We start from the raw sequence: 12657 nt of genomic DNA on the forward strand, positions 1-12657 counted from the left end.
CAAAGTGCAGTTGTTTGAATCCACCCATATCCGCAACCATTGGGATGCCGAGCGTGAAGAATGGTTTTTTTCCATTGTCGATGTGGTCGCTGCGCTCACAGACAGCGTCAACCCGACGGACTATTTGAAGAAGCTGCGCAAACGGGACGAACAGTTGCGCGACTACATAGGGACAAATTGTCCCCAGGTAGCCATGCCCACCGAGACTGGCAAAGCCAGAAAAACATTGGCCGCAACGACCCAGCATCTGCTGCGCATCGTTCAGTCCATCCCTTCTAAAAAGGCCGAACCCTTCAAGCTCTGGCTGGCCGAAGTGGGCAGCCAGCGCCTAGACCAACTGCAAGACCCTGAACTCAGCATTGAGCAGGCCATGCGGGACTACAAGCGCCTTGGCTACACAGACAACTGGATCAACCAGCGGCTCAAGAGCATCGAGATCCGCAAGGAGCTGACCGACGAGTGGATAAAGCACGGTTTGCAAGAAGGGCCGCAGTTCGCCTTTTTGACCGATGTGATCTACAAAACCTGGGCCGACAAAACCGCCAAGGAATACAAGCAGCACAAGGGCCTGAAGAAAGAAAACCTGCGCGACAACATGACCAACAAAGAGTTGATCATGAGCATGCTGGCCGAGCTGTCCACCAAAGAAATCTCAGAAGCCGTGCAACCGCAAACGCTGGACGAACACGAATCCGTGGCCAAGCGCGGTGGCGGCGTGGCCCGGCAGGCGCGGCTGAAGCTGGAAGCCGAAACGGGCAAAAAGCTGGTCAGCCCGCAAAACGCCAAGCAACTGCGGGCCTTGGGGCAGAACCCCGGCCCCAAAACAAGGGGCAAAGCATGAAGAAGCTCACCACCCGCGACCAAACCACCGAGTTTCTGCTCTACACCGCGCCCAATGGGGGCATCAAGGTGGAGGTGCTGCTCAGCCATGAAACCATTTGGCTGACCCAAAAGCGCATGGCCGAGTTGTTTGGCGTGGGGGTGCCAGCCATTTCTAAACACCTGAAAAACATCTTTGACAGTGGTGAACTGGTGGAAGAAGTGGTTATTTCCATTTTGGAAACAACCAGTGAGCACGGTGCTGTGGCTGGACTGACGCAGACGCAGCAGGTCAAGTATTACAACCTCGACGCCGTCATCTCGGTGGGCTACCGCGTCAATTCGGCACAGGCCACGCAGTTCCGCATTTGGGCCACCCAGCTGATCAAGGAATACATCATCAAGGGCTTTGCCATGGATGATGAGCGCCTGAAAAACGGGAGCTTTTTTGGCCAGGATTATTTTCGTGAGCTGCTGGAGCGGGTGCGCTCCATCCGGTCGAGTGAGCGGCGTATTTACCAGCAGATCACCGATATTTTTGCCGAGTGCAGCATCGACTACGACCCCAAGTCAGAGACCACGCGGCTTTTTTACGCCCATGTGCAAGACAAGTTTCACTTCGCAATCACAGGGCAGACGTCGGCAGAGATTATTTCGCGCCAAGCCGATGCCAGCAAGCCGTTGATGGGCTTGAGCACCTTTAAAAATGCACCCGCTGGCCGCGTGCTGAAGTCGGACACGCTGGTGGCCAAAAACTATTTGAGCGAGTCGGATATCAAAAAACTGGAGCGTGCAGTGGCCGCATTTTTTGACTACATCGAACGCATCATCGAGCAGCGCACCAGCTTCACCATGGCGGGTTTTGCCGAGAGCGTGGACAAGTTTTTGGCCTTCAATGAATACCGTGTTTTGGAAGGCTACGGCAGTATCAGCCGTGAGCAGGCTGACCAAATAGCGCTGGCCGAGTATGAAAAATTCAACAAGCAGCAACGCATCGAATCCGATTTCGACCGCCAAGTCAAAAAGCTGTTGCACAAAGGGAGCGCTGACGAGTGAGCGACTACAAAACCATTGCCGAGTCCAAAAATTTTATTGTTTTGGACAAGTACACCAAAGAGTGGCAAGTCAACGAGAGCTACCAGAGCGAGAGCGAGCTAGAGCGTGAGCTGGTTCAAGACCTGCGTCATCAAGGCTACGAATACGTACCCGGCCTCAGCACGCCCGAGGCCTTGCTGGCCAATGTGCGCGTGCAATTACAAGCGCTCAATAACGTGGCGTTTTCAGATGCCGAGTGGCAGCGCTTTGTAGAGAGCTGGCTGGACAAAGCAAGTGATGGCATTGTGGAGAAGACCCGCAAGATTCACGATGACTACATTCACGACTTTGTGTTTGACGATGGGCGTATTCAGAACATCTATTTGCTGGATAAGAAGAACATTGCTCGCAACAAGTTGCAAGTGATCAAGCAGTTTGAGCAAACAGGTAAACATGCCAACCGCTATGACGTGACGATTTTGGTCAACGGTTTACCACTGGTGCAGGTAGAACTGAAAAAGCGCGGCGTAGCCATTCGCGAGGCGTTTAACCAAGTACACCGCTACAGCAAAGAGAGCTTTAACAGCGCGAACTCACTGTTCAAGTATTTACAGTTGTTTGTGATTTCCAACGGCACAGACAGCCGCTACTTTGCCAACACAACGCAGCGCAACAAAAACAGCTACGACTTCACCATGAACTGGGCGAAGGCGGACAACAGTTTGATTAAGGACCTGAAGGATTTCACGGCTACCTTTTTTCAGAAGCAGACTTTGCTGAAGGTGTTGCTGCACTATTCGGTGTTTGATGCGAGTGACACCTTGCTGGTCATGCGCCCTTACCAGATTGCCGCTACCGAGCGCATTTTGTGGAAGATTGGTGGCAGCTATCAGGCTAAAAATTGGAGTACCACAGAAAGCGGCGGCTTTATTTGGCACACCACCGGATCGGGCAAGACGCTGACCAGCTTCAAGGCCGCGCGTTTGGCCACCGAGCTGGACTTTGTGGACAAGGTGTTTTTTGTGGTGGACCGCAAGGACCTGGACTACCAGACCATGAAGGAGTACCAGCGCTTTTCACCCGACAGCGTGAACGGCTCTGAGAGTACGACGGGCCTAAAGCGCAATTTGGCAAAGGATGACAACAAGATCATCGTCACTACCATCCAAAAGCTCAATCACTTGATGCGTACTGAGGCCGATCTAGCCATTTACGGCAAGCAGGTGGTGTTTATTTTTGACGAGTGCCACCGCAGCCAGTTTGGCGAAGCGCAGAAGAACCTGAAGAAAAAGTTCAAGAAGTTCTATCAGTTTGGTTTTACGGGTACGCCGATCTTTCCCCAAAACGCTTTGGGCGCAGAGACCACGGCCAGTGTGTTTGGACGAGAGCTGCATTCCTATGTGATTACCGATGCCATTCGCGATGAGAAGGTGCTCAAGTTCAAGGTGGATTACAACGATGTGCGCCCACAGTTCAAAGCCATTGAAACGGAGCAGGATGAGAAGAAGCTGAGCGCAGCCGAGAACAAACAGGCCTTGCTGCACCCCAAACGAATTGAGGAAATCTCGCATTACATCCTGAACAACTTCCGCCGCAAAACCCATCGCTTGCAAACGGGCAGCAAGGGCTTTAACGCCATGTTTGCCGTCAGCAGTGTGGACGCGGCCAAGCTGTATTACGAGACGCTCAAAGACCTGCAAAAGGATAGCGACAAGCCTTTGCGCGTAGCCACCATTTTTTCGTTTGCAGCCAATGAAGAGCAAGAAGCCATTGGCGATATTCAAGACGAGAGCCTGGATGTGTCTGCCCTGAACAGCAGCGCCAAAGAGTTTTTGACCGCCGCCATTGCCGATTACAACGCGCACTTCAAGACCAGCTTCAGTGTGGACAGCAACGGGTTTCAAAACTACTACCGAGACCTGGCCAAGCAGGTGAAGTCGGGTGAAATTGACTTGTTGATCGTGGTGGGTATGTTCCTGACAGGTTTTGATGCGCCAAGGCTCAACACCTTGTTCGTTGACAAAAACCTTCGCTACCACGGCTTAATTCAGGCCTATTCACGCACCAACCGGATCTTTGATGCCACCAAGACCTTTGGCAACATCGTGACTTTTCGAGATTTGGAAAAAGCCACGGTAGACGCCATCACTCTGTTTGGTGACAAGAACACCAAAAACGTGGTGCTGGAGAAAAGCTACAAGGAATACATGGAAGGCTTCACCGATGTGGTGACGGGTGAGGCGCGACGCGGCTTCGTTGAGGTGGTGGGTGAGTTGGAGCAGCGCTTTCCAGACCCTGCGGCCATCGAAAAAGAGGCCGATAAAAAAGCCTTTGCCAAACTGTTTGGCGAGTATTTGCGCATTGAAAATGTGCTGCAAAACTTTGATGAATTTGCCAGCCTGCGCGCCGCGCAAAGCTTGGACGTGCGTGACGCGACAGCTGTCGAGGCCTTCAAGGCGCAGCATGGACTGACAGACAACGAGCTGACTGCCATGCAGGGCCTGAACATCCCTAGCGAGCGGGCGCTTCAGGATTACCGTTCTGCCTACAACGATATTCGCGATTGGCTACGCCGTGAGCGAGAAGGCAAGCAACCCGAGCAGTCCAGCGTCGATTGGGACGATGTGGTGTTTGAGGTTGACCTGTTGAAGTCGCAAGAGATCAATCTTGATTTCATTTTGGAGTTGATCTTTGACAACAACAAAAAGGTCAAAGACAAAGTAGCGCTGGTTGAAGACGTTCGTCGTTTGATTCGATCTAGCTTAGGTAATCGAGCCAAAGAAAGCTTGCTGGTTGACTTCATCAACCAGTCGGACTTAGACAAGATGGGCGACAAGGCTGGCGTGATTGAAGCTTTCTTTGCTTTTGCGCAAGCAGAGCAACAACGCGAAGCACAAGAGCTGATTAGCTCTGAGAGCCTGAATGCAGAAGCGGCCAAGCGTTACATCACTAACTCTTTAAAGCGTGAGTACGCCAGTGACAATGGAACAGAGCTCAATGCCATCTTGCCAAAGATGAGCCCACTCAACCCGCAATACTTGACTAAGAAGCAAAGCGTGTTTCAGAAAATCGCTGCCTTTGTAGAGAAGTTCAAAGGCGTGGGTGGGCAGGTCTAAGTTTGCTAATCACCGCATTTCATGCGGTGATTAAGCTCTGTATTCACCGCATTCTGTGCGGTGATTAGGCCGCGTATTCACCGCACTCAATGCGCCCCGAGGTAACACCCCTCAGCCCGCTCCCCATCCACTTCATCACCTTCTTCGCTGCACAGCGCAGCAATCAAGGCAAGGTCTGCCACTTGGCCAGGTAGCAGCAGCTCTTCATTGGTCCAACGCTTGACCAAGTGGCCATTGGCCACGCCGCCAGTGTGTGGGGCTTGGTAGGCGCGGCGGTGTTGCATGGTCACGCCACTGTTGGCGTTGGCAATAAAGCGGCTTTCGCCCAAGGCCCAAGGTTCAAAGTAGGCATTGGCCTTTGCATCGACTTGGCGGAAGTAGCTGCGTGCGCCTTCGGCGTTGAGCTTCTTGCGCACAGTGCGCGTGATGAGGCCTTGCATATGGTCTAGCGCGGCGTAGTCCATCTGGTCCAAGGCTTCTGGGCTCATGTCTTGTGTGGCCAGTGCGGCTATTTTGGCCAATTCGGCGGGTAACTCGGCGGCTAAGACTTGCACCATGGCTTTGACCACATCGTGATGGGGCGCTACAGCCGTGGCCACGCCGCGTGTTTGCGGTTGGATGGGACAGCGAATTTCTACAAAGCGCGGCTTGACGGGCCCAGTGCAGCCGTCGTGGTGGTAGTACTCGCCTTGGCTCAGCCGCCCTTTGCTAGAGCGCCCGCGCACGTCGCGGTAGGTGGGGTGTTGGGTGTGAACGTTCAGGCACACCACCAAGCCCGTGGCATCGACCAACTTGTAAAAGGCTTCGCGCCATTCAGGCAATAGCAGTTTGTCGTGCAGGTAGTCGGTGGGGGCTTCCGCCTCATTGCCCTTGAAGTTTTTTTCCTCGCCTTCAATCACCAACACAAAGGGCTTGGGCCTGCGCACGCGCCACTGGCAGTTGGCAAATTCCAGCACCGAGGTGGTTGGTTCAGATGGAGTGGCGGCGCTGAGGCCCGAAGGGGTGGACATGGTGAAGTGGGGTAGAGGCTAGGCCCGAACAACGGGCGAATGATGTGCCAATTTTAGGGCTTAGCCTCAGGGCATCTTCACCACGTGCTGCGCAACAAGGGCAGCTTGTTTAGACTTGATGCATGTCTATCAAACACGCTTTATCGGTCCTCTTGTTGGTTGCATCTGCCGCGCACGCGCACGTGCGAATGGATGAGGGGCGCGTGGTGTTGCCAAGCTTTGCGATAGACCGAACCGAGGTGACCATCGCGCAGTTTGAGCGCTATGTGCAAGCCACGGGCACGGTGACGCGGGCCGAGAAAGAAGGCGGTGGTTTTGAGTACGGGGCAGGGTGGGAGCGCCGCCCCGGCTGGAGCTGGCGAAAGCCCGATGGGCAGACGACCCGTGCCGACATGCCTGCGGTGCATTTAGATTTTGCCGAGGCACAGGCTTATTGCCGCTGGGCGGGTGGCCGTTTGCCCACGGGGGACGAGTGGCAAAAGGCAGGCTTTACCGAGCTGCGCGATGCACCCCTGCACCGTGGGCCAAAGGCCGCACTTACCCATGGACCACAGGCGACAGCCCGCAAGGCGCTAACACCAGCGACCCCGACCCATGGCCGCGTGCCGCCCCCGCAGGCGCGACACGCCAAGGTGTGAATGGCTTGTATAACATGGGCGCGAATGTGTGGGAATGGACCACCGACAGCACAGACGCCACAGGTCGCGAACGCAGAACGGTGGGTGGCTCTTGGTGGTACGGCGCGTTCAACATGAAAGCCGATGTGAAGGCGTTTAAGCCTGCAGATTTTTATGCGGTCTACATCGGGTTTCGATGTGTGTATGACCGCTGAAGGTGCTTTACAGCTGCAACGCTTCCCACACGCGATACGCCGCATACGCATCGTTGGCGGCGTAAACCAGCTGTGATTCGCTCAAGCGCAGATTGGCCCAGTTGCTGGTGGCTGCCTTCTTTGACTTTTGAAAACGCTGGTTGAACAGCACTGCCACTGCGCCCTTGACGCCCATTTCTTTGCGATAGCCCTGGGCTTTGAAAATGGTGTTGAGCTCCAAGATGCCCGCAGGCTCGACGCCAAATTTTTGGATGATGCGTTTGCGGTCGTCGCCCAAACCAAAGCCTGCTTTGGCAATGCCTTCGCGCGCTAACAAGTCGGCAGCCACAGCTCTGCACTCGGGGTCGTGTAGCTGAAACACCCAAGCGCGTTCGCCCGTGGAAAGCTGCAACACATGCGGGCCGTCAGACGCTTCGCCCACGCGAAAGGTGGGCTTTGATTCAGTGTCAAAGCCCCAAGCGGGTGATGTGATCAACGCATCGTGAGCCTGTTGCGCTTGTTTGCCGGTGTTGACCAAGGTGATGCGGTCAAGCCCCAAACGAGGAAACTCTGGAAGCAGGGCGATGGCTTCTTTGTCGGGGGTGTCGCGGCGTTGTGTCATGTGTGGCTGATCTCAACGCTTCTTAGATTTGAACGCCGTTTTCTTGTTTTTCTCAATCGCCTCTTTGCGCACGGCACGTTCGGCATCAGCAATCTTGCCTTCGGCCAGCCACGCAGCAAATTCTTCTGGCGTTTCTAGTGTGACGCGGCCCAGCGCAGCGGTGCGGAAATCGTGGATGACGATGTGCGCGGCTTTGGTAGTGTTGATGCGGCCGCCGCTTTGAACTGCGCCGCGCTTGCGGCCAATGGCTTCGAGCATTTCTTCGTCGGTGTGGCTGGCCACGTCGTCGATGTTGTAGCGCTGCTTGAGCTCGTTGGGGTAGTGCGGAATGAGGTAGTTGAGCAGCTCAAGCGCAACGGTTTCTTCGTCAAACGCGTTCACGCCAATCGCGCCGCTGGCGGCTAGGTTGAAGCCGCTTTGCTCGACGATGATGCGCGGCCACAGCACGCCCGGTGTGTCGTACAAATAAAAATCATCGGCCAAGGCAATGCGTTGCTCGGTTTTGGTGATACCGGCTTCGTCGCCCGTTTTGGTGGCGCGCTTGCCTTTGAGGGTGTTGATGAGGGTGGACTTGCCCACGTTGGGAATGCCGCAAATGAGCACGCGCATGGGCTTGACCATGCCGCCACGGTTGGGGGCGAGTTGCTGGCAGTTGTCGATCAGCGCTTTGGCGGGTGACGACATGCTGGTGTCGAGGCCAATGGCACGCACGCCGGGCATGGCGTTGTAGTGGGCCAGCCACATCGCGGTGCGAGCTGGGTCAGCCAAGTCTTGCTTGCTCAGCACCTTGAGTGCAGGCTTTGTTTTGATGAGTTCGGCCAGCATCGGGTTGGCGCTAGAGCCGGGCAAACGGGCGTCAAGCATTTCGATGACAACGTCAATCTCTTTGATGCGCTCCCCAATCGCTTTGCGCGTGAGGTGCATGTGTCCGGGGAACCATTGAATAGCCATAGTCTTGATTGTCGTTCACGCGGAGTGGGTGGCTGTCTGCAATCGCAGATGCACGTCATCCGTTAAATCGACGGGGAGTTGTTGCTTGGCTTTGATGTAGTGCTCGGTGAACACTTCAAAGTAGGCGTTGAGGGCTTCGGCAGCTTGGGTGTCGTTAGCCAGTGCCAAACACATCGCACCCACTTCGGCGGTGCACAGGTGCGCTTCGCTTTGGGCGCGGCGCAGTTTGTAGCGTGAGAGTTGTTCGGGCTGCAGGCTAAGCACGGGGAAGTTTTGCAGGTAGGGGCTTTTGCGAAACATCTTGCGGGCTTCGTCCCATGTGCCGTCGAGCAACATGAACAAGGGCCGCTTCACAGGTTGCGTGTTGGCGTTGTGCGTCACCTCATGCACCACGCGTGTGTCATCAGCAAATTCAGCAGGGAAGACCACATAGGGTTGCCATTGTGGGTCGTTCAACAGAGCCAACAACGCAGGGTCAACTTCGGTACGCGCCCAACCAAAGGCAAAGGTGTCGGCTACCACATCGGCAATCAGCCAACCGGTGTTGCTGGGTTTGAGCGGCTCGATGTCGGCCATGAGCAAACACATGCCTGCGCGTGTGGGCACGTTGGGGCGAAGCGCGCAGATGCAGTGGGTGGGCACCAAGCGGCAGCCAGCGCAGCGTTCGCCTTTGGGGCCGCCACGAGCTAGAAAGGGTTTGACGCTGCGGGCTAGGCGCGAGGCGCGAAGGCGAGAAACCGCGTGGGGCAAGTAGACGGACACGACTGGGGAAGTTGACGGCTGGAGCGGTGGCTATTGCTGGGCAGCGAAAGCTTATTCAGACACATTGCACTCGCGGCGCAAGAGCGACAGTGCATCGTGTAATTTGTAATCATGGTCGCTCTCTAAAGTGACGAGCGCATCGTCGATGAACGACTCCCACATGTCGATGTAATCGTCTTGATGCTCAGCCGGTGCATTGGCCTGGATGAATTCGGTGGCCAGTTCAGTCTTTAAACCTGATTTACGAATTTTGCGAATCAGCGTGGCAGCCGTTTTTTCGGTCAACAGCGTTTTGCCTGTGCTACCCGTAGCAATGCACAAGAAGAGGGTGAGCAACGAGCTGTCGTCGCTGTGGCCGCCTGTGGCTTTGGTCCACGCGGCAGAGGTTTGGCGGTCAAAGTGGTCGACCTCGGACAAACCGTCTTCCACCCAAAAGTAGCGGCCTACAAAAGCTGGTGTTTGGTTGAAGAGCTTTTGGCATGTGATGGCACCGTCCAAAATTTTGGCCAAGTCGGCTTCCACGCTTTGCCGCACTTGCTCGACTGCTTCTTTGAACTCAGCAGGCAGGTTTTTAGGCGCAGCCAAGTTGATGGCTTTGGTGGCGCTGGGTTTGCGCAGGGTGGCGATGATTTTTTGAAAGGCCACCCAGTCAGGCATGTCTTTGTGTTTGGTGGCGGCTGCTAACAAGGCGGTGCGAATGACGGCTTCGGCATCGCAGCCAGCTTCTTCTAAATCATCGGCGTGCAGGCCCAGCTCGTCGGCCATCCAAATAGCGGCGTCGATGACGTGGGCCACTTGTTGGCGTTTGGCCAGCTCGGCTTGGTAGTCGGCCAGATTGCAGAGCGACCATTTGGCCAATTGCGGGATGTGTTTGTCGCTGAAGCCGCCATGCTCGTTCATGCCAAAGTGCGTATTTCGCGGCATGACGATGAGGGCTTTGAGCATGTCTGATGCTGCTTTAGAGCGTGACATGAATGAGTGCTCGCGCAAGTGTTCGGCGGCTTTGCGCAGATCGCCACCGCTTTGAATTTGCAGCGTGAGGCTGACCATGTTGACGATGCGGTCCTTGGCTTTTTCAAGCTCGGGACGTAAGAACTCGCTGCCAAAGTAACGCGCAATTTGCACCATGCCTTTGGGCGCATCGGTTTGGATGGCGTCTAGCTTGGCTTGGTCTAATACGCCGTGTTGCACGCCGAAGGCCAACACCTTTTCAAAGAAAGGGCGGTCATCAAAAAGGGCAACAACAGATTGCGTCATGGTCTGTGGATTTAGATGGCTGATTCTTCGTCAGAGTCACGGGCAGCGGGTGTGGCTTGGCCGCGGTCGGTGGCGCTGGTTTCGACCTTGCCATCGTCCTCTTCCTCGTCTTCTTCCGACAGGCCTGCATCGTGGGCGCGTGCTTTGGCGCGCAGCACCAAGAGCATTTCGATGAAGAGGTCTGGAATTTTGTGGCGCAAGATCCAAGCGAGTTGCATCCAGTCTTGGTCGGCCACTTCGTCTTCTTCGACGCGTGGCTTCACATAGGCCGAGCCGAGTAGGGCGCTTTCGGTCAGCATGTCGCCATCGTCTTCCATGGTGTCGAATGTGCCGGTGCGCGCAAAGGCTTCAATGCGGCTCCACTTTTCGCTGAAGTAGTCGGCCAGCGCTTCTGCGCCGCCTTCTAGGTCGCCAATGGCGGTGAGGAACTCAACCGTGTCTGCGTCTTCGCGGAAGATGATGGAGTTCATCATGCCGCGCAGGTGGGTGCGGGTGAGGTCTTTGTATTGTTTTTCAATCACTACGGCACGGGCAAATTGCTCGGGCGTGACCAGCAGGTTGATGACCGATTCTTTAGACGTGTCGTACTCACGAATAACAGCCAAGATGTCTTTGGGAGGCAGCTGCTCCAGCACCACCATCAGTGCTTGATCGCCTTCGGCATCGGCCAGCTCGACCAACGCAGCCTCTGCGCCGGTGATGTCACCTGCGGCGATGAGGCTTTGCGTTTTGGTAATCAGTGCGATGGCGTTTGTTTTGTCGGTCATGACGTTTCCTTATTCTTTGCTGTCGAAGCCTTGTTCGACCATCCACGCGTTGCCTGCTTCTTCGCGTTCACGGGCTTCGCGCTCTTCGTCATCCTCGGCTTGGTCGCCGCGCTCGACGTTTTGCAAATCTTCATCGGCATCGGCGTCGTTTGACTGTGCACCACCGTGTAATCCAGCTCGCATTGGCGTGCCATGCATGTATTCGAGTGCAGCGGCCACGGTCATGAACCAAGCGCCAACTGGCTCAGCCAAAATTTTGTCGACGATGGGTTGTGCCCAAGGTGCAATGCGCACACCTTCAGACAAGGCATCCCAGCTCAGCAAATCATCCGCATCGCGGGTGATGAAGTGGGCCATCAACTCGGGCTCGTGAAACTCAAAGGCTTGGTGCAAGACCACGGCCACCATCTCGGGGCTGAGGTCCATCATTTGCAACAAGAAGTCCAACTCTTTGCGCTTTTCCGCCAAGCGCTTGTCAAGGATGTAGTGGCCTTCGGAGTCAGAGTTGAGGTCGTCCAACTCGGCTTGGTAGGCAGAGCGCAGCTCTTGGAAGAATGGGGAAATGCTCATGATGATTTATGTCCGGTTCAGCACTTGCTGAAAGTAGCCTTGCCAAATTTCGCGTGCCGTTTGTGCGGGGTCGTCCAACAGGTTGCGGCGACGGTTGTCGTCGTAGGCTTTGCGTTTGTCGTTGCCTGACAGCACGTCGTACGCCTCTTGCACTTCACGAAAACGCGCAGGCGCATCGGGGTCGCTGTTGCGGTCCGGATGAAACTGCGAGGCTTTTTGGCGGAACGCTTTTTTGATGTCCGACAGCGAGGCATCGCTTTTGAGACCTAAGGCGGCGTAGTGTTCAGACACGTGAAACTCTTGTTGAATGACAGCGGTTGAGAAATTAAAGCGATTGCTTTAGGCGAATTTCTTCGACCTTGACGGGGCCCATGGGCACGGTCTTGGCGCTAGACATTTCGCGCTTGAAGCCAGCCAACTCGTGAAAGCGCATGGCGCGGTCGTTGGCAATAGGCACCCAAATAGACACATGGGTGCAGCCTTCTTCTTGCAGGCCTTCGCGGGCGGCGTCCCACAGGGCCAAGCCCACGCCTTTGCCCCAGTAGGCGGCGTCCACATAGATGTCCCAAATTTCGCCGAGGGTGTTGGGTGTGCCTTTGTCGCGTGAGCGGTCGTAGCCCACAAAGCCCACAATCTTGCTGCCGTCAACGGCCACTTGGACTTGGGGTTCGGCGTATTCAATGGCTTCGCGCCAGTAAACGGTGTTTTTTTCTTCGGGCACTGGCAGCACTTTGGCGCCGGTTTGCATGGTTTTGAAAGCTTCTTTGGCGGTGGCTGCGTACAGCTCGGCGATTTTGGCGGCGTCGCGCATCGTGGCGGGACGGACTTCAACAGTTGTCAGGTCGGACATGGAGAGGGGAAATTCGGTAAACAGATAAGACCGCTATTGTCCCAGTAAATCCATCCTCGGCTAAGACTTAGGTAGAGTAGTGCCTTC

The 12657-nt window shown here is 55.4% G+C and carries 13 protein-coding genes and 1 pseudogene; 5 read left to right on the forward strand and 9 right to left on the reverse strand.

Annotated elements, in window-relative coordinates; all coding sequences use genetic code 11:
* Positions 1-4: 4 nt before the first annotated feature.
* From LINBF2_RS05515 to LINBF2_RS05525, 3 genes are read left to right on the forward strand one after another with little or no spacing between them, the layout of a single operon-like run.
* Positions 5-841, forward strand: coding sequence for a BRO family protein (locus LINBF2_RS05515; RefSeq protein ID WP_281891046.1), 837 nt, complete (start codon positions 5-7; stop codon positions 839-841).
* On the forward strand, positions 838-1875 hold the full coding sequence (locus tag LINBF2_RS05520) for a virulence RhuM family protein (protein ID WP_281891048.1): 1038 nt from the start codon (positions 838-840) through the stop codon (positions 1873-1875). Before LINBF2_RS05515 ends, LINBF2_RS05520 begins: the two co-directional genes overlap by 4 nt.
* Positions 1872-4970: a type I restriction endonuclease subunit R gene (locus tag LINBF2_RS05525; RefSeq protein WP_281891050.1), complete on the forward strand. Its 3099-nt coding sequence runs from the start codon at positions 1872-1874 to the stop codon at positions 4968-4970. The genes LINBF2_RS05520 and LINBF2_RS05525 overlap by 4 nt, the downstream gene beginning before the upstream one ends.
* 86 nt (positions 4971-5056) lie before the next feature.
* Here LINBF2_RS05525 and LINBF2_RS05530 read toward each other — a convergent pair whose 3' ends face one another.
* Positions 5057-5980: a hypothetical protein gene (locus LINBF2_RS05530; protein ID WP_281891052.1), complete on the reverse strand. Its 924-nt coding sequence runs from the start codon at positions 5978-5980 to the stop codon at positions 5057-5059.
* Between the two features lie 188 nt (positions 5981-6168).
* Here LINBF2_RS05530 and LINBF2_RS05535 point away from each other — a divergent pair.
* Positions 6169-6402 (forward strand): annotated as a pseudogene (locus LINBF2_RS05535) (SUMF1/EgtB/PvdO family nonheme iron enzyme); the annotation flags it as partial.
* A 50-nt stretch (positions 6403-6452) separates the two neighbouring features.
* Positions 6453-6812: an SUMF1/EgtB/PvdO family nonheme iron enzyme gene (locus LINBF2_RS05540; protein ID WP_281891054.1), complete on the forward strand. Its 360-nt coding sequence runs from the start codon at positions 6453-6455 to the stop codon at positions 6810-6812.
* A 7-nt stretch (positions 6813-6819) separates the two neighbouring features.
* Here LINBF2_RS05540 and LINBF2_RS05545 read toward each other — a convergent pair whose 3' ends face one another.
* The 8 genes from LINBF2_RS05545 to LINBF2_RS05580 are packed head-to-tail and all read right to left on the reverse strand — an operon-like array spanning position 6820 to position 12570.
* Positions 6820-7413 (reverse strand): 3'-5' exonuclease, encoded by a 594-nt coding sequence (locus tag LINBF2_RS05545; RefSeq protein WP_104797529.1) that lies wholly within the window; start codon positions 7411-7413, stop codon positions 6820-6822.
* Between the two features lie 12 nt (positions 7414-7425).
* Entirely contained in the window at positions 7426-8364 is a 939-nt protein-coding gene (gene ylqF / locus LINBF2_RS05550; protein ID WP_104797528.1) for a ribosome biogenesis GTPase YlqF, read from the reverse strand.
* Between the two features lie 15 nt (positions 8365-8379).
* On the reverse strand, positions 8380-9126 hold the full coding sequence (locus LINBF2_RS05555) for a tRNA-uridine aminocarboxypropyltransferase (protein ID WP_236657756.1): 747 nt from the start codon (positions 9124-9126) through the stop codon (positions 8380-8382).
* 51 nt (positions 9127-9177) lie between these two features.
* On the reverse strand, positions 9178-10383 hold the full coding sequence (locus LINBF2_RS05560) for a hypothetical protein (RefSeq protein WP_281891058.1): 1206 nt from the start codon (positions 10381-10383) through the stop codon (positions 9178-9180).
* Between the two features lie 11 nt (positions 10384-10394).
* Positions 10395-11150 (reverse strand): hypothetical protein, encoded by a 756-nt coding sequence (locus LINBF2_RS05565; protein ID WP_104797526.1) that lies wholly within the window; start codon positions 11148-11150, stop codon positions 10395-10397.
* A gap of 9 nt (positions 11151-11159) precedes the next feature.
* Complete coding sequence (locus LINBF2_RS05570) at positions 11160-11720, reverse strand: hypothetical protein (protein WP_281891061.1); 561 nt, start codon at positions 11718-11720, stop codon at positions 11160-11162.
* A 6-nt stretch (positions 11721-11726) separates the two neighbouring features.
* Positions 11727-12011 carry a DnaJ domain-containing protein gene (locus LINBF2_RS05575; protein ID WP_281891062.1) on the reverse strand — a complete coding sequence of 95 codons (285 nt, stop codon included), beginning with the start codon at positions 12009-12011 and terminating at the stop codon, positions 11727-11729.
* A 34-nt stretch (positions 12012-12045) separates the two neighbouring features.
* Positions 12046-12570, reverse strand: a complete 525-nt coding sequence (locus tag LINBF2_RS05580) for a GNAT family N-acetyltransferase (protein WP_281891063.1) — start codon at positions 12568-12570, stop codon at positions 12046-12048.
* Between the last annotated feature and the right edge of the window lie 87 nt (positions 12571-12657).

Origin of the sequence: Limnohabitans sp. TEGF004 (assembly GCF_027924965.1) — a bacterium.
In the GTDB taxonomy this organism is placed as follows: domain Bacteria; phylum Pseudomonadota; class Gammaproteobacteria; order Burkholderiales; family Burkholderiaceae_C; genus Limnohabitans.